Source organism: Planktothrix sp. PLAVEN19ND (assembly GCF_057220675.1).
On record NZ_CM170132.1, the window covers coordinates 3,649,453 to 3,668,115 of the forward strand.

The 18,663-nt window shown below is 38.7% G+C and carries 14 protein-coding genes; 9 read left to right on the plus strand and 5 right to left on the minus strand.

From position 1 onward, the window contains the following. The first annotated feature begins 96 nt into the window (after positions 1-96). The gene (locus tag AC2D3N_RS15740; protein WP_484691438.1) at positions 97-783 is read left to right on the plus strand and encodes a hypothetical protein; all 687 of its coding nucleotides are present in this window, start codon (positions 97-99) and stop codon (positions 781-783) included. 79 nt (positions 784-862) lie between these two features. Then, on the plus strand, positions 863-1,654 hold the full coding sequence (locus tag AC2D3N_RS15745) for a thioesterase II family protein (RefSeq protein WP_484691439.1): 792 nt from the start codon (positions 863-865) through the stop codon (positions 1,652-1,654). Here the strand turns inward: AC2D3N_RS15745 and AC2D3N_RS15750 are convergent. From AC2D3N_RS15750 to AC2D3N_RS15760, 3 genes are read right to left on the minus strand one after another with little or no spacing between them, the layout of a single operon-like run. Further along, positions 1,625-4,087 (minus strand): ATP-binding protein, encoded by a 2,463-nt coding sequence (locus AC2D3N_RS15750; protein ID WP_484691440.1) that lies wholly within the window; start codon positions 4,085-4,087, stop codon positions 1,625-1,627. The two genes, AC2D3N_RS15745 and AC2D3N_RS15750, sit on opposite strands and share 30 nt — an antisense overlap. Beyond that, on the minus strand, positions 4,059-4,415 hold the full coding sequence (locus tag AC2D3N_RS15755) for a hypothetical protein (RefSeq protein ID WP_484691441.1): 357 nt from the start codon (positions 4,413-4,415) through the stop codon (positions 4,059-4,061). The genes AC2D3N_RS15750 and AC2D3N_RS15755 overlap by 29 nt, the downstream gene beginning before the upstream one ends. A gap of 24 nt (positions 4,416-4,439) precedes the next feature. Beyond that, the gene (locus AC2D3N_RS15760) at positions 4,440-5,804 is read right to left on the minus strand and encodes a cytochrome P450 (RefSeq protein ID WP_484693766.1); all 1,365 of its coding nucleotides are present in this window, start codon (positions 5,802-5,804) and stop codon (positions 4,440-4,442) included. Positions 5,805-6,048: 244 nt separating this feature from the next. Here AC2D3N_RS15760 and AC2D3N_RS15765 point away from each other — a divergent pair, with 244 nt between their 5' ends. From AC2D3N_RS15765 to AC2D3N_RS15790, 6 genes are all read left to right on the plus strand, one after another. Then, complete coding sequence (locus tag AC2D3N_RS15765; RefSeq protein ID WP_484691442.1) at positions 6,049-8,241, plus strand: phosphoketolase family protein; 2,193 nt, start codon at positions 6,049-6,051, stop codon at positions 8,239-8,241. 125 nt (positions 8,242-8,366) lie between these two features. After that, positions 8,367-9,566, plus strand: a complete 1,200-nt coding sequence (locus AC2D3N_RS15770) for a hypothetical protein (protein WP_484691443.1) — start codon at positions 8,367-8,369, stop codon at positions 9,564-9,566. Positions 9,567-9,576: 10 nt separating this feature from the next. Continuing rightward, positions 9,577-10,167, plus strand: a complete 591-nt coding sequence (locus AC2D3N_RS15775) for a hypothetical protein (RefSeq protein ID WP_484691444.1) — start codon at positions 9,577-9,579, stop codon at positions 10,165-10,167. Beyond that, the gene (locus AC2D3N_RS15780) at positions 10,157-10,726 is read left to right on the plus strand and encodes a hypothetical protein (RefSeq protein WP_484691445.1); all 570 of its coding nucleotides are present in this window, start codon (positions 10,157-10,159) and stop codon (positions 10,724-10,726) included. The genes AC2D3N_RS15775 and AC2D3N_RS15780 overlap by 11 nt, the downstream gene beginning before the upstream one ends. 75 nt (positions 10,727-10,801) lie before the next feature. Next, on the plus strand, positions 10,802-11,572 hold the full coding sequence (locus tag AC2D3N_RS15785; protein ID WP_484691446.1) for a Uma2 family endonuclease: 771 nt from the start codon (positions 10,802-10,804) through the stop codon (positions 11,570-11,572). Positions 11,573-11,731: 159 nt separating this feature from the next. Beyond that, a complete protein-coding gene (locus tag AC2D3N_RS15790) occupies positions 11,732-12,826 on the plus strand; it encodes a CAP domain-containing protein (RefSeq protein WP_079681575.1) in 1,095 nt (364 codons plus the stop codon). 67 nt (positions 12,827-12,893) lie between these two features. On the opposite strand, the gene AC2D3N_RS15795 is transcribed toward AC2D3N_RS15790, so the two are convergent. Then, a complete protein-coding gene (locus AC2D3N_RS15795; protein WP_484691447.1) occupies positions 12,894-14,768 on the minus strand; it encodes a tetratricopeptide repeat protein in 1,875 nt (624 codons plus the stop codon). A gap of 174 nt (positions 14,769-14,942) precedes the next feature. Further along, positions 14,943-15,686 carry a FecR family protein gene (locus AC2D3N_RS15800; RefSeq protein WP_484691448.1) on the minus strand — a complete coding sequence of 248 codons (744 nt, stop codon included), beginning with the start codon at positions 15,684-15,686 and terminating at the stop codon, positions 14,943-14,945. A 170-nt stretch (positions 15,687-15,856) separates the two neighbouring features. Here AC2D3N_RS15800 and AC2D3N_RS15805 point away from each other — a divergent pair, with 170 nt between their 5' ends. Beyond that, entirely contained in the window at positions 15,857-18,586 is a 2,730-nt protein-coding gene (locus AC2D3N_RS15805) for a CHAT domain-containing protein (protein WP_484691449.1), read from the plus strand. Positions 18,587-18,663 lie beyond the last annotated feature (77 nt).

Consider the following 18,663-nt stretch of genomic DNA (forward strand, 5'->3'; position numbering starts at 1 on the left):
AGAAAATATGACCTCGACATTGGCAGAAGGCTTTGCCCGTGGGAATCAATTTTTGCATATTGTCGTACTTGATGCTCCTGACCAAGAGGTACTTACATGATATCAACTTTAACTGCCAAGCTCGAAAGAGAACAATTACTCAAATTAGCCGAGAATTATCGCCAAAAAGGTTATGAGATTTTCCTTCATCCTAACCTTGAAGACTTACCTGATTTCCTGAAAAATTATCGCCCTGATCTGATAGTCCGTCGGGGTGAAGAATCAGTCGTTATTGAGGTTAAGTCACGGGCTTCACTCAACTCTTACTCTGATCAATATTTACAAAATTTAGCCCAAGCAGTAGAAAAACATCCGGGCTGGAGGTTTGAGTTTGTGATGATTAACCCGGAGGATATAACCTATTCCCCGAAATCTGAAGGTTCTCTACAAAAGCATGACATAGAATCACAATTGCAAGTAGTAAAGCAACTAACAACGCAACATTTAGACTCAGCGATGTTATATTGCTGGTCTTTAGTTGAGGCAACTTTAAGGTTAATTACAGAAAAAGAAAAGTTGAGTTTACAAAGACTTGACCCACTTTATTTAGTCAAACAATTAGCGACGGAGGGCGTAATTTCCCAATCTGAGTATCGGTTACTAATGGATGCGATCTCATTCCGTAACCCTATTGCTCATGGTTTTAAAACGACACAACTTACACAAAATTTTGTCTATGAACTAATTGAAATTACCGAAAAATTCTTGAAAGATTTGAATACAAGTGATGAATTAATGAACTGAATATCGCTAATTACTCCCATTGACAACTTTAGGCTTCGTTTAGATTAAAATTTGTTGAAGTTCCACTAAACAGAAATTTATGCAAACAGACCAACTAAAACCCAATCCCACCCTAACTGCTAACTCCTGGGTAACATATCCGAAGCCTAATCCTCAAGCTAAATTACGACTATTCTGCTTCCATTATGCCGGAGGTGGGGCTGTGATATTTCGCTCTTGGTTGGATAGTCTACCCTCAACGGTTGAGATTTGTGCGCTCGAACTTCCTGGACGTAGTTCTCGACTGCGGGAAACTCCTTTTACCCAAATGGAGCCTCTGATACAGACTCTGGGCCCGGCCATCTTTCCCCACCTGACTAAACCTTTTGCTTTCTTTGGTCACAGTATGGGTGGATTAGTTAGCTTTGAACTGGCGCGGCTACTTCGCAAAGAATATAATCAAAGTCCATTACACCTGTTTGTTTCGGGATACCGCGCTCCGCAAATTCCCGATCGCACTCCGCAAATTCACGCTCTACCAGAACCGGAATTTATCAAGGAATTGCGTCGCTATAATGGTACACCGGAAGCGGTACTAGAAAATGCTGAGTTGATGGAACTGTTGCTTCCTACTCTGCGGGCCGATTTTTCGGTAGTTGAAACTTACTCCTACAAGGACGCACCGCCTCTGGATTGTCCAATTACTGCTTTTGGTGGATTAGAAGATTTGAAACCTAACGCCTTGGAACTAGAAGCTTGGCGAGAACAAACCAACTCGGCTTTCTCTGTGGAAATGTTTCCCGGAGATCATTTCTTTTTACACTCAGCCAAATCTCTTGTCCTAGAAAGCTTGGGAAAATCGCTATTGATCATTGATCAGGGGATCAATTAAATCAGTTATCTGCTCAAATTGAAATTTACGCACTGCTTTTGTTAAAAATTGTATTAGAGGAATTTCTGTATCTGGAATCTCTGTGGTTAATTTTATCACAACTTGGACATCGGCTTCCAGTGCTGCTTTATAAAGTTGATAAATCCAGTCCCGAGACATTACTGTTAACGCATCGGAGGTTAGCTGATCGTGTAATACGGGATTTAAGATCGGCTGTGTTTCTGCATAGATATACTTTACTCCTAAATGTTTAGCTAGAGCCTCAAAAATATGATCTTCTGTAAAAGGTTTTCTAATAAAATCATCACAACCAGCCGAAAGCACAATTGCTTTTTCTTCTTCTAATACACTGGCTGTTAAGGCAATAATCGCTGTAGCATTGCCTTTTGTCGTTGATTTAATATATTTAGTCGCTTCATAACCATCCATCACAGGCATTCGCATATCCATCCAAATTAAATGGGGTTCCCATTGGTTCCAAATGGCGATCGCTTCTAGTCCATTCCTGGCTTCTTTTAACTCAAATCCTAACGGACTAAGCAACTGAATTAATAATTTGCAATTAATTGGTTTATCATCAACCGTCAGAATTTTATAGATCGGCTGACCTGGTATTAATTCTAATACTTTTTGTTTGGTTTTTGTGGGTTCATTATTGATATTTTGACTGGGTTTTGCCTGAATTTGAAATCTAAAGGTTGTGCCTTTTCCTAATTCACTTTCAACCGCAATATCTCCCCCCATTAATTGGACAAATTTCCGACTAATGGCTAATCCTAAACCCGTCCCTTCTTGCTTTTCTTTTCCGGCTTGCGCTTGGCTAAAGGCTTCAAAGAGTTTCGGTAATTCCGCCTCGGAAATTCCCACTCCCGTATCGCGGATTTTAAAATTTAAGGTAATAATGTCCATTGAGTCTTCTTCGTCCTGAAAAACGGTTAAGGTAATTCCGCCTTTGGGGGTAAATTTAATCGCATTACTGAGTAAATTAATTAACACTTGACGTAATTTAACTTCATCACTACAAATATAGTGAGGGACAGTTTCATCTCGTTGAAAGATTAATTTTAATCCGGCATTACTGGCTCGTAAGTCTAGCATATCTTCTAAATCATCTAACAACTGATACAGGTCAAAATGAGTCGGATTTAATGTGGTTTTTCCGGCTTCTATTTTCGATAAATCCAAAACATTATTAATCAGGGTTAATAGATAATCGCCACTCCGATAAATAATTCCGGCGTTTTCGTATTGGTCAGAGGGAAGATTGGAGCTTCTTACCATTAATTGAGAAAAGCCTAAAATGGCATTCAGGGGCGAGCGCAATTCATGGCTCATATTGGCAATAAATGTACTTTTGGCTTGATTGGCAACTTCGGCTTTTTCCTTCGCAATAACTAACTCGGCTGTGCGTTCCTCTACCCGATTTTCTAAGGTTTCAAAAGATGTTTGTAACTGACTGGCCATGTGATTAAAGGAATCGGCCAGGGTTTCGATCTCGGAAACTCCCTCGATCTCAACAACCTGACTCAATTCACCACTAGCGATCGCACTACTAGCTTGACTTAAACGCTTAATGGGTGTAGCAATCCAATTTGATGTAATAATTCCTAACCCTATAGCCATAACTAAAGTCAAGAAGCAAAGTAAAAATGTTATTCTGTTATTAGCCTTGATTTTTTCTATAAAATCATCTTCAGGAATAACTATTGTGATCAACCAATCAAAATCTTTCTCAGAATCAAAGGGAACAATTTGCACAAAATATTTTCTATTATTAATCAGAAGACTAAGTTCCTGTTTGGTTTTGATTCCAGCAAAAGAATGAAATTCTTTTTTTAAATACTCTGCTGTTTTTTGAGTAACTAAGTTATTACTATTCAGAACATTTAAACGCCGTTGGGACGGATCATCATTCTTACGCCAATTTTCTTCCGTACTAGGTGCCAATAAACGTGAAATAAAAGGGATTTCACCTGTAGAAGTACCAATGACTAATCCTTCTCGATCTATAATAAAAGCCTGACCCATTTTACCAATTTTGAGACTTTTTAAAAAAGTTCCCAGTTGAGTAAGAGAAACAGAAGCACCTAAAACTCCTTGAAAGGTATTATTCTGATCATAAAAAGGTATAAAAGTAACAGCAATTAGACTAGAGTGATTAAGTCTAACTCGTGAAACATTGAGTCTCCAAATTAAACGGTTGGCTTTTTTTGTGCTTTTATACCAAGGGTTATTAGGGGGATCATTATGGGGATCATACAAGCTACTTCTAATTAATTTGACTATTTTCCCTTGATCATTAAGCTGATAAGTATTAAATTTATAATTTGTTGATCGATCACGGATACGAACAGCCGGAGAACCATCATCATCTATTTGAACAATTAAAATTTCTTTTTTCTCATTAGCAATAGCTAAAGAAACCCAACTCATTAAAAATGGCTCGTTGTTTCCAAAAATATCGCTCCATCATCTTTAAATTTTGCCAAGGGAGAAGCCCGAGTTGAATGGCAGTGGCATTATTTCTAATAACTTGTGTAGGTTTATAAAGATAATTGGTCAAATTTTGATCGATGCGATCGCCGATTTCTGACATTAATTGCTGTGCTATATTTTCTACAGCTTTTTGTCCACTGCGATAAGACAAATAACCCACCAGTCCTACTGCTCCCACGATTTGCAAGACAAAGGGGACAATCAATAGTAATCTCAGGGGAATTTGTCTGGTTTTTTGGGGTCTGTTGGGATGCCAGTCAATCATTACCTAGTGTAACCCCCTGATATGCTATGGTTTTTGCAGTTGTGGACACTTTTTTAAGAGTTCCATTTTAATCCCACCTTTTGGGGCTAAAGTTACTCCTCGACGCACCGCTTTTACAGGTTGTTTTTCCAACAAATTTAATTCATAATTCAACAAAATTGTGGCTAAAACTAACTTCATTTCATATTGAGCTAAAGCCATTCCTATACATAAACGGCTACCTCCACCAAAGGGAAGAAATTCATAGGGAGAAAACTTACGTTCTAAAAAGCGTTCGGGTTTAAATTGATCCGCTTGCGGATATAAATTTTCCCGTCGATGGGTTAAATAAATACAGCCAACTACTGGGGTTTTTGGTGGTAGTTGATAACCCATTAAATCCACTGATTCTTGATTTTCTCTGGCAAAAGTTAGCATTGCAACGGGATAAATTCGCAATGTTTCTTGACAAACTGCTGTTAAATAGGGCAAGCGAAAAATATCCATTCCCTCAGCATTTTGGGGTAAACTTTTTAGCTCTTGGATTAATTTTTCATAGACTTCTGGCTGATTATGAATCCAATATAATGCCCAGGACATCGCCGTAGCGGTGGTTTCATGTCCGGCAAATAATAACGTTAATAATTCGTCTCGTAATTCCTGATCTGTCATCGGGTTGCCTTCTTCGTCCCTAGCTGTCATCATTAAACTCAGAATATCCTTGCGAGATTCATCGGGGTTTTCACGACGTTCTCGAATTTCTGTATATAATAACTCGTCAATTTGTTGGCGTTGTTTTAAGAAATATCCCCAAGGACTCCAATGGCCTAAATTCTGTTGTAAAATAGGAAAGAATAAAAAACTAGAACTAAAAGGAGATTTAAAAACGTCTAATATTCCCGATAACAAACATTTTAACTGACTATATCGCTCTCCCGCATAGACCCCAAAAACCACTTTTAGAATCACATCTAAGGAAATTTCTTGCAGGGTTTCTCTGGCAATAAAAGCCTGTCCTTCCGAGAATTGACCGATGACTTTATGGGTAATATTCGTAATTAATTCCCCATAATCTCGCATTCTTTCCCCATGAAAAGAGGGCATTAATAATTTTCGTTCTCGTTTGTGGCGATCGCCTTCTAACAGAAACATAGAGTTATCTCCGGTTAAAGGCTCTAAAATTCTGTTAAAATAACCTGGAGCTTCAAAAACATCATCAGTTAAAATTTTCTGAATAGCTTGGGGATGACTTACAAAAACCCACGGGGTGTTTTTCCCCAAAATATAATTAGTAAAGATATCCCCATATTTTTGGGCATGGGTATCCATATAATCTAGGGGATCAGCAATCCAATAGACTTTTTCTAAGAAATCTGGACTGGAAGATGCGGGAGGCAGTTGTGTATTCATCATCAAAGTTTTAGAATGATCAAATCAGGTTAGACTTTATTCTATGGTAACGATATAGAAAAAATTTACAATAGGGTTTCAATATTCCCCAGATCCCGAACCATAGATTGGTTTTATATCTATTTATTTTAATCAATGATTAGAGCTTTTTTCCCGAGTTCAAAAATACTATCATTTTTCGGGACAAGTAATTGTAAAATAAATATTAACTCAAAAAATCAGAATTACCGAGAAGGGATTAAACATGACAACAACAATACCAGAATTTTGTCAAGGAATTCAGTATTTTAAAGACAGTTTCCCTGAATTTGACCGCTATGGGAATAGCCCAATTATTGCTGAAAATACTGTATCAATTGCCGATGCCCATGATCCTAAAGCGGCCTATCAAACCCTACTGTATGCCGATGCCCTGCGGTATTTAACCTTACAAATCACCGCCAGTAAAGCCTCGGGACACCCGGGGGGATTTGCCTCCAGTGTCGAAGCCTACGCTGCCTTGGTGATGCTGGGTCATAAAAATATTATGACGGAAGTGGGACACCATGCGCCAGGGTTTTACAGTGCGGTCTTCTTGGATCGCTCCCTGGAGGAGATGGGAATTGTCACTGTCCAACAATTGCGCGATCGCTTCCGTGAAAAACACGGACTCCTGGGCCACCTTTCCGGCTTTATTCCCGGCCTGCTCAACCCCGCCGGGCCCTTGGGACAGGGACAACATTTTGCTATGGCCGCCGCCCTGTTGCACCGAAATGTGCTATTTCCCTTCACTCTTGGCGATGGGGGCATGGGGGAACCCTACCCCATGAGTAGCATGATGCACTTCCACACTGCCTATCCTGAAGTGACTAATTTCTTGCCTGTGTTGGTATGGAATGGTTACAGTCAGGAGCATCATAGCATGGTTTCGACGAAAACCAATGCAGAAATGATTGCCTATTGGAAAGGGAATGGATTTTCAGAAGTGATTTTAGTCGATGCCAAGGATTTTGATGACCAAAATCAACCGGGTAATTATGTTGATAGTACGGCTTTTTCTATTAATAAACGGATTGAATTTACCCAAGCTATTTTAGTCGCCATGGATAAAGCGGCAAAATTAGCTTTGGGTGGTCAATTAACCGTGTTTATTATTAAACAATTGAAAGGCGCCGGAGTTCACGCCCTGGGTGCAAAATCCCATAATCTTTATCCGGGAGATACCCTAGATAGTCCCCATATTATTAACGCTTTAAAACAACGGGCGTTACCTGTGACGGCTTGGGAATTGGTGCGGACAAATTTAGAACGTTCCAGTGGTGGCCCGGCTGCTAAAACCGTTGTCACGGAGTTTGATTACCACTTACCAGATTTGGGTGAATTACCCTTAGAAGAATATCCGGTTGGCGGTGATCCCAAGGTTTCCACAACCGCAATGGGGGCATTAGTTGTTCATGTGGGGCAAAAAGATCCCCATTTTATTGTTACCAATGCTGATGGCAATGCAGCCTCTGGAATTAACAATATTAACCAGGGATTAAAGATTATTCATCCGACAACGGATAATATTTATTTCCAACAACCCCAGGGGCAAGTTTATGAACCTTTAAGTGAAGATGCTTGTGCCGGGTTAGCGGTGGGATTGTCCTTATTAGGAGCCAGAACTTTATGGTGTTCCTATGAGTCTTTTGCGATTAACGGTGTGCCAGTTTTACAAACCGTCGCCCAAGCTATGGCTGAGTTGCGGCGGGCTACCCCCTCAACGGTGTGTTTATTCACCGCCGGAGCGTTGGAACAGGGTCGGAATGGTTGGACACACCAACGGCCTGAAATCGAGGCTTATTTCGCCGCCATGATGCGGAGTGGTAATGTTTTCCCTGTGTTTCCCCCCGATGCCAATAGCATTCAAGTGTGCTATGACTGGGCTTTAACCACCAAAAATAAGAGCATTATTATCACCGCCAGTAAGTCCCCCTTACCCATCCGCACGACGTTTGAGCAAACTCGTCAAGGGTTAAAAGATGGGGCTGTGGTCTTACAGGAAGTTGCGGGGGATAAAACCGTTGTGTTTGCGGTAATTGGGGATATGACCTTAATTCCGGTGTTTGAAGCGGCGGCATTTTTGGAAACGGAAGGAATTGGGGTGCGAATTGTTTCTATTATTAACCCCCGGCGTTTATATCGTTCTCACGATGTTTTATCTGAGACTTGTTCCGAACCGGATAACGATTTTGCCAGTGATGAAACCTTTAATCAACTGTTTGCTGGAGATGCGTTAATTGGAGTAACAGGCGGTTCTAGTTTGATGTTAGAACCGATTATGTTACGCAGCAATTCTAAGCGGGATACTTTCGCTTGGAAACGGGGCGAAACCACCGCTAGTGCAGGGGAGTTAATGGCATTTAATGGCATTACTTCTGAGGCGTTGACGAAACGAGCTATTGAGTTAATTCATTAGTAAACCCAGGTAGAGACGTTAAATTTAACGTCTCTACCTGATCATTAATTGAGGAGATATGATATATAATTTAAGAATGCAACCCTGATGCCAATGGCAATCCCTATCCTTGAGACGAATAAATTATGTCTAACAGACTTCAGTTATTTAGGGAAAAAATGGCTGCTTTTGAGGCTAATGCTGATCCTCAGAAAGCCATTGCTAGAGGTTATTACGTCAATCAACCTCAAAATTCATTAGCGAATACTCTCGCTAATCGAATTGCTCTACGTCCGGCTTCTACCCATCTTTTAGCGGGAGGAATTGGTTCAGGAAAAACGACTCAATTGTTAGTTGCAAAAGATAAAATCAACGAAATAGGAGATACCTATGCTCACTATATTGATGTGAGTTTATATACGGATTTAACAGTCATTTCATCTAAAGTATTAATTGCGATCGCAGGATTAGTTTTTGCTGAATTAACAAAAGATAGCGAAAATATCAAAACACAAGGTAATAGAAATTTTATTATTAAAAAAGCATTTGGTTATCAAGAAACTGTTGATCCTTATGATTATTATCATGAAAATGATGAAGATGAGATAGTAGTAGAACGTCAAGGCATTATTCCCGTTAAATCTCAAGAATTATCTGATATAAAGCTGTTTATAGAGGCGGTTAATCAACTCAGTGAAGAAGCAAAATCTATCTATGGAAATCTAGTTTTATTATTTGATGGTTTAGATAGATTAAATGATACTCAAACATTTTCCCAAATTGTGACAACAGATGTTCAAGTTATTTCTGATATGGGGATAGGAGTTGTTCTCGTTGAGCCTCTTTTAGCAACTTATAGCTCTTATCAACCTAATATCCTAGAATCCATTAACTATTTTTACCATCAACCCTGCTTTGATGTCAAAAATGATCCTGAAACTTACGAATTCTTTAAAAATATTCTTTATAGTCGTTCTTCTGAAGAATTTATAGAAGAAGTAGCTTTAAAGGAATTAATTCAATATTCGGGGGGTGTTTTGCGCGATTTAATCAACTTAACACAAGCCTCGATTGAAGAAGCTTATTTAGCATCAAATAGTATGAAATTAGAAGTAGATGATGTTAGAAATGCTGTTCGTTCAATGGGAAAACAAAAATTATATAGAATTTCCAAAGATGATCTTAAATATTTAATGATAGCCTCACAATCTGAAAATTTTATTCCCACAACAGATGAACAAATTAAACTATTAGTAACTCAGCGTATTTTAGAATATCAGTACCCTGAAAAACGCTATGCTGTGCATCCGACAATTTTACCGCTTTTGCATCCATCCTTAGTTTAGGATATTTTAAATGATTACATTCATATCCCTTGATGAAATTTTACAGCGAATTTCCACTTATCCCCAGAGTAATATTTGGTTAGCGATTGTAGCAAATAATTCTGAGCATCAAGAACTGATTGAAGATTTAGAAGAAACCCTTAGTATTTTTACAGGCTACAACGTTGTAGCGATTTCTGGTCAGGAGGGAATTAAGCAACTCAATCATCAAATTCAAAATGTTTCAGAAGAATTTATAATCATTTTTGGATTAGAATATTGGGATCAGGAGGAATGGTATAATTTCGATTATTTTAGAAGTCGATTAAATCAAGAAAAACACGGAGGAGTTGTGATTGTTTCTCCTGATTCAGCTAAAATGATGTTAACCTATGCGCCTAATTTTGTTAGTTGGCTGGGTTCTAGGATCTATAGTTTTCAAGCCGGAGTAGAATTTTTAACAGATGAGGAACGAGAAAAAAGATTAGAATCACTGCGAGAATGGTCAGGATTATCCGATATTGAAATTATTACAAAAGCCGAAAAAAATCAGTTACCTTCTGATCCTGAATATGGTGAATGGCTTCTTCTTTTAAATAGGGAGGATTTAATTGGACAATAACAACAACTGGGAAAAGAATTGTAAACAAGTTCAGCAGCGAATTTGGGAAGCTACACCCCACGAGGTAAATAGTGCTAAATATTTAAAGGGAGAAATTTTAAACTGTTTAACTCAAGCCCATAATGAAGGAATTTTACTAACTAAGATCCCTGAAATTCATAACCTTTTAAAGTTAGTTAATCCTCAACAAACTGGAAAGAAAAAAATTTGGGAGATTACAGGAGGAAAGCGGAATTTTGGATGTCTTAGAGAAGTCCCCCATTTTGAGCGATGTGATGAATGCTGGTTTGATTTTGCTATTTTTATTGATGAAAACCCTAAACCAGCAGAAGTTATTGGGTTTAATTTTGAGATTAGGTTTCCCGAAAATTGTCCTGCAAAATTTTTGAGATTTGATCTCAATTTACCCAATCATAATAATGAAGAACGAGGAATGCGCTTTCATGTCCATCCTAGTAGTGATGATTTTATGATTCATAGTCCTCCTATGACACCTTTAGAGATTTTACATTTATTCCTATATGGCTTACCAATTCCAGATAAACGCCGTTCTTCTTAACTTTAATGGGAGTTGGGTATTACAGCTTATCTAATAATTTTGTTATGCTAAATTAACCCAATTTTAAATGCTGCTATGACAACAACCTTTCCCTCCGAACAACCCACAACTCACCTACCTGACCATACAGAACTCCCCGACTCAGACGGTACATTTGTGAAAAATTTTCAAGAACATCCTCAAAGTATTTTACTGACCGACTCTATTAACCCAATTCTGCAAAAAATTCATCCCGATGGATACTATTGTATTGGACAAGATAGTGGGATTTATTGGCGCATGACTGACCCACCTCAACGGGGAGCGGAAGCACCAGATTGGTTTTATGTTGCCAATGTTCCCCCTAGTTTAAACGGTCAAATGCGACGTTCCTATGTGCTTTGGCAGGAATATGTTGCCCCTTTAATTGTTTTAGAATTTGTCTCTGGAGATGGTTCAGAAGAACGGGATAAAACCTCTTTATGGACGGCGGAATCAGAAGGTAAAAAACCAGGTAAATTTTGGGTTTATGAGCAAGTGATTCATCCAGCGTTTTATGGGATTTATGAAGTGCAAAAATCCAGTATTGAAGTGTATCATTTGGTTGAAAATCGCTTTCAACCTTTGCCCCAAAATGAACGAGGACACTATCCTATTGGTTGTCTAGGCGTTGAATTAGGAATTTGGCAAGGTGAATATCAAAATGTAGAATTGCCTTGGTTGCGTTGGTGGGATAGTCAAGGGAATTTATTATTAACAGGAAATGAACGGGCGGAAATTGAATATCAACGGGCAGAAATGGAAGCTCAACGGGCGGAACGTTTAGCCGCGCAATTACGAGCATTAGGAGTTACATCTGAAGATTGAGCATTGTAAAGAAACTGTAGGGGTTTACTCTCTAAACCTCTACAATACAAAAAATTATAGATAAAAACAATACAAAAATTAACTCTCTATAAAAAATAATTTGATATAATAAAAGCTAATAATTTTACTGTTGTATAAAGTTTTATAAAGAGTACAACCATGACTTTAATTCCAGATTCTTCTATTGGCGCTTTAGTCGGGAATAACTCCTCTGAATTGATTTCCCTGTTCCCAGGGCAGTTATCCAACTATCCCGCCGGGGTGTTAGGACTCGATGGCAACGATACTGTATTCGGTTCGGGTGATAATGAGTTAATTTTAGGGAACACAGGTTTTGATCAGTTATGGGGTGGGGAGAGTTCCGATACCCTATTTGGGGGTAAGGATGGGGATATCCTTGAAGGAGAAGCAGGGAATGATGTCCTGTTTGGCAACCTTGACGCCGATACCCTTTTTGGGGGTGAGGGGTTTGATAGTTTATTTGGGGGGAAAGCCGATGATGTCTTGAACGGAGAAGGGGGAAATGATACCCTATCAGGAGATTTAGGGGCTGATACCCTCACCGGAGGAAGTGGTCAGGATGTGTTTTTGCTACAACAACAGGGTCAAGGGCGAGACTGGATTACGGATTTTGAACCGAATATCGATTTGATTCAACTGCCCAATAACGTAGGTGAGGTGCAAGTCCAAGCGGTAGGAAGTAATCAAACTCGCCTGGTGGTGAGTGCCACCAACGAAGAACTGGCCCTTCTGGATGGGATTGTGCCATCGGACTTACGGGACAGTGATTTCATCGGTCAGGGATTTACTTTGAAAAAAGAGAATATCTCTCCTCCTGCCTCTGACTTTGTTCAACAGGTCTTAGACTTAACTAATGATTTCCGCAGTCAAAATGGTTTACCCCCCCTAACTCTGAACACTCAGTTAAATGCAGCCGCCCAGGAACAAAGTCAAGATATGGCGCAGCAAGACTTTTTTAACCACATTGGTTTAGATGGTTCCACCCCCGCAACCCGCGCCCAAGACCAGGGATACACTTTTTCCTTTATCGGTGAAAATATTGGTGCAGGGTATCAAACCCCCGAGGAAGTGGTTCAGGGATGGATTGATAGTCCAGGACACCGGGAGAACTTGCTTAACCCTAATTACGCTGAAATTGGCATTGGCTATTTCTATTTAGAAAATGATACGGGGTTGGAAAATTGGAACCACTATTGGACACAGGTATTTGGGACAGCGTTGGGTAATTCATGAATTATGAATTACGAATTACGAATGGGTAAGGGGTAATAGGTAATTCATGAATTACCCCTACTATAAATTACAGGCGCTTTAATAAAATTCCTGTTTGCCAATAATAGGCTTCTTGTTTAACCGCTAAAACTTGGAAAAAGGGTTGCCATTTTTCGCGAAAACAATTCACATCATAGAAAACCAAAGATCGCGTATCCCGTCCTAGGGTAAACATGGCAAAATCTTGATTGATATATTCAAAATAGTTCTGAATACAGTCTGGCTTTTGTTCTGGAGGCCAGACATTATTATTAGAAAGCCAGACTTCAGGAGATTCTTTGATTTTATCAAAAATATAACGTTCTTGAATTGTAATAAAAGCTAGTCCTCCGGGTTTTAAAATCCGACGGAGTTCTAACAACCAAGCATCGGCTAAATCGTCAATATGGGTGAAGACTGAACCCGCATAAATTAAATCAAAATAGCGGTCTTCAAAGGGTAAATGGGGTAGGGTTGTGCCGACAAAAAAATGAAAGGGGGGACTCATATTTTGTTGACACCAAGCAATACAATCGGCACTAATATCCGTTCCCCAAATTTCACAAATATCTGATAAATCTGCTAACTCCCTAAGAATGCGTCCCGAGGCACAACCAAAATCTAAAATTCGGCTTCCGGTTTTGAGGAAATATCCACACTCTCGCAATACACTTAACATGACTTGAACTTGCGTTTTTCCTGAGTTGAGATAATATTCTTCATTCTCTACAAAAACTAACCTTAAGTGTTCAGGAGGAACGGGAAATTGCCATTTTCCGGTTTGGGGATTTTTGCCTAAAGTCGTTGGTTTAGGTAAACAATAGGAGGGAGATTGTCCCGATTTAGGATAATATTTTAACCAGTCAATAGGTTCGAGTTGATGGGGGGATGGGGTAGGATCAATCTCAATAATTTCATCTAATTTTTTTTGAGCTAAACTATAATCTGGATTCAGTTTTAAAGCGGTTTTAAAACAAGAAATAGCATCGGGTTTTTGTTGTAAATTTAGATAGGCTAAACCTAGGTTATAATAGCAGGAGGGTTCAGTGGAATTGAGTTCTAAGGCTTGTTGATAAACCGGAATAGCGTCTTGCCAGTGCTGCAACTGAATCAAGGCATCTCCTAAATTTTTATAAGACCAAAAGAAGTCCGATTTAATTTGATTGGCTGTGGTATAAACTTCAATAGCTTCTTGCCATCTTTCTAAATTAAATAGGGAATCGGCTAAATTAATATAAGACCAAAAGAAATTAGGATCAATAGAAATTGCTTGTTGACAAATGGGAATCGCTTCTTGCCATCTTTCTAACTGAATTAAGGCTTTTCCTAAACTTACATACGACCAAAAAAAGTCGGGTTTTAATTCAATAGCCTGGCGGTAGATGGGTATGGATTCTTCCCATTTTTCTAAAGTGGTTAATGCTTCTGCTAATTTTTGATAAACTCCCCAAAAATTCGGGTCTAATTCAATCGCTTTTTGATAAATAGGAATAGCTTTTTCTAGTTGTCCAGTTTGAATTAAACATTCCCCCAAACTATTATAACCCCAAAAGCAATTCGGGTCTATTTGAATCGCTTTTTCATAAATAGGAATAGCTTCTTCCCATCGCTGTAAGTTCAGCAATGCTTCTCCTAAATTATTATAAGCCCAAAATTCATTCGGACTCAATTCAATCAATTTTTGATAGGCTGTAATTGCTTGTTCAAATTCTTGGGTTTTTAGGGAAAGACTGCCAATCCTTTGATATCCTAAGAGTAATTTAGGTTCAATATTAATTAGTTTTTGGTAACAAGTTATCGCTTCGCTAAAATTCTCACTTTCCTGAAATTTAATCGCCTGTTGATATAGTTCAGTTATCAGGGCAGCGTAAGGATGAGTCGATTCAGTCATAATTAGACTATCTTCTGGATGAGATGAGGTCATATTTTTCAGTACAATTGTTTATAGTTATAGATTCTATCATTGAATCAGAAACTCGTCACCAGTAAAATATTAATTTTGCTTTTTGGCTGATGATGATATGCCTCCAATATCAACTTTTTGCACCCGCACAGGAACGCAACCATGAGTCATTTTCATGAATCATTAAATAGAGATTTAGAAAGGTAAACGTGGAATTGGAGGAGTAGGAATTGGGGGAGTGGGAATTGCCGGGGTTGGAATCCCATTTTGAGAACAGGTAAACCCGGGTAAAAGACGGGAACATACAGAAGATAATGCCCCTTCTGGAGTGACGGGAATATTAAAACCCGTGAATAATTCACCTAATAAAATGGAGGCGATTTCTTCCGATGTCATGGAAATAACTTGACTTAAAATTCCTTTTAAAATTGGTAGTTTTTGTCCTTCAGTTACTTTGATAATTTCTCCAGTTTTATCGGCAGAAGTTACTTCTACAGTCCCTTCTAAAACTTTAATATTACCGGTTTTTCCATCGGTGGTTTCTAGGATATAAATTGTTCCTTGAACACCAACAGTAAATCCAGCAACACATCCATTAACCGGGCCACTAACTAAGATTTTTCCCTGTTGAATTTCGACACATTGACCTACGGTAATCTTGGAATTTGTATCCATTCGTCCCGACGCCCCATTATTAAACAGAACTCCAGCGCGAGAGTCTTTTGTCACCACAACTTGTCCAAATTCTGCTTTGTCTTCTACTTTAGCTAGATTGTCTTGAATAAAAACTTGATCTCCATCAATAATTTCTTGAATGATGGCCAGATCAATTTGGGCAACAGTTGGTAGTTGAAAGAGTCCCAGACTCAAAACCAGAAAAAATCCGGCGATGAAACCTGTTAGATTTCGTTTCCGATTACGAGGAGGTTGGAAACCCAACAATTGATGTAGAAAAAATAGGAATAGTGAACATAAGTTAAGTAGAAAATGAGAAACTTTCAACGATCAGAAACTCTTGATTACGGATCAGGTTAAAATAATCCGTATAATTAATCGTAAACCTTTAATGACCTCATTCTCAAGATTTTATTTTAACTAGGAATTGACTCATGATACACATTAATATACGCAAAAATCAATTTTTTGGGATTTGGTTTTGTCTCCTAATTCTAGGGTCTTTTGGGGTTTCAGGAATTATTGTCCCGGCGATTGCAGGTGAAGGACAATCCGCAGAAATGATTCATCCTAATTCTAAGGCGGAAGATATTTTTAATCAAGGGATGAAACGCTATCGAGAAGGGACAGTGGCGGGGTTTCGGGGGGCGATTCAACAGTGGGAAGAAGGGTTACGTCTGTGGCGAGAAGCGAATAACCCCCAGCAAGAATCGATTACTCGAAATTTTTTATGTTCTGTTTATAGTAATTTAGGAGAATATCCCCAGGCGATTAATTGTTATAATCAATTGCTGGTTTTAACTCAAACCCTGGAAGACCTGCAAACCCAAGCCACAACCTTAATTTCTATTGCTAAGATTTATAGTCAATTAGGGGAGTATCAAAAAGCTTTAGATACTCTAAATCAAACCTTTCCTTTATGGCAAAAAACTAATTTTAAAACCGGAGAGATCGCCACTTTAAATGAGATGGCTTTGATTTATTTTAATTTAGGGGAATTTCAACAAGCTCTAAATTATTATAATCAAGCATTGCTTGAGGTTAAGCCTTTAGGAAACCCTACAAATGTAGCGGCAGTTTTAAATAATATTGCCCAGGTGGAATCTGAGTTAAATCGGTTTGAAGCAGCCCTGAAGCATAATCAACAAGCCTTGGGTTTATGGGAAGAAGTCATTAATAAATTTGGGGATAGTGCGGCGGTTAACGTGCAGCGAGGCAAGGGCGCAACCTTGAATAATATTGGTTTTGTTTATGCAAATTTAAATCGATTAGATTCAGCTTTAGAAATCTATAATCAAGCCTTAAATTTATGGCAAAAAATTGGCGATCGCACCGGAGAAGCCAGTACCTTAAATAATATCGGGTTTATTTATTTTCAACAAAACAAGTTAGAGAAATCTTTAGAATTATATCATCAATCTTTAAAAATTCGTCAGGAAATTGGCGATCGCCCAAAAGAAGCTTTATCTCGGTATCGAGTGGCAACAGTTGAACGAAAACAGGGTAATTTTCCAGAGGCGATCGCTCAAATGGAAACGGTTTTAACCCTGATTGAAGATTTACGAACCAAGATTAATAATCAAGATTTAAGAGCCTCTTTTTTGGCATCTAAACAGGATTATTACCAATTCTATATTGATTTGTTAATGCAACTAAATCAACAACAACCCAATCAGGGATGGGATGGAAAAGCCTTACAAATTAGTGAACGGGCAAAGGCTCGATCCCTATTAGATATTTTAGCTCAAGCTCAAGGAGAAGTGACCTCTGGAGTTGACCCAAAACTGTTAACTCAAAAACAAACCTTAAAACAAAAATTATCGACTTTAGAAGAACAAAGAGTTAAACTTTTAAGTCAGTCCCATACCAATGAACAGAAACAGGAACTTAACCAAGAAATTGAAACCTTACTCCAAGAGTATAGTCAAGTCTTAGATACCATTCGGGTAAATAATCCCCATTATGCCGCCTTAACTCAACCTCAACCCTTAACTCTAACTGGGATTCAAAAGTTATTAGATGACCAGACGGTTTTATTAGAATATTCTCTTGGGAAAGAACGCAGTTATTTATGGGCGGTGACTCTTAACTCTATCCAAAGTTATGAATTACCCCCAGAAGAAACTATTAAAGCCGCCGTTAAAACCTTTAGAGATAATCTAATTTCACCCAGTAAAAGAGTGCGGCGATCGCTCTACGAAGAAACGGGAAAAGCCCTGACTCAAATTGCTTTTCCCTTAATTCCATCCTTAAAAAATAAACGATTATTAATTGTTGCCGATGGTGCGTTACAATATGTTCCTTTTGCTGCCCTTCCCGAACCCGAAACTTCCAGGGAGAGCGAGGTTATTCCTTTAATTATAAATCATGAATTATTAACCCTACCCTCGGCTTCAGTTTTGGGAATTATGCGGGGAGAAAATCAAAATCGGAAACCCGCAGAAAAACTCTTAGCTGTATTAGCTGATCCCGTATTTGCTCCCACAGATGAGCGCTTAAAATCCGTTGTTGTTCAAGCACTGAAAGTGCTTCCCCCAGATTTAGAAAGTTCCGCCAGAGAATCGGGAATTTTATTTGATCGTTTACCCTTTACTCAAGAGGAAGCTACCCAAATTTTAGCCTTAGTTCCCGAAGAATATCGTTTACAAGAAGTGGGTTTTAATGCTAGTCGAGAAACCGCAATAAATCCCCAATTAAGTCAATACCGTTTTGTGCATTTTGCTACCCATGGTTTACTCAATAGTGAAAATCCTCAATTATCGGGTTTGGTTTTTTCTCTAGTTAATCAAAATGGAGAATCTCAGAATGGATTTTTACGACTGTATGACATTTTTAACCTGAGTTTACCTGTAGAATTAGTGGTATTAAGTGCTTGTGAAACGGGATTAGGTCAGGAGATCAGAGGGGAAGGGTTAGTCAGTTTAACCAGAGGATTTATGTATGCGGGAGCAAGTCGAGTGGTGGTGAGTTTATGGAAAGTTGATGATCAATCAACAGCCGAATTAATGGTTAAATTTTATCAAGGAATATTAGAGAAGGGGTTAGCTCCTGGGGCGGCTTTACGACAAGCTCAAATTCAGATGCAAAACGATTCGGAATGGGTACCTCCCTACTATTGGTCAGGGTTTACTTTACAAGGAGAATGGCGAGGAATTCAAGATTAAATCTATCTATGATATGATCATTATTATGGAATAGCCAACAGAAATTAGATCGGGACAAGATTAGTCAGAATTATTTT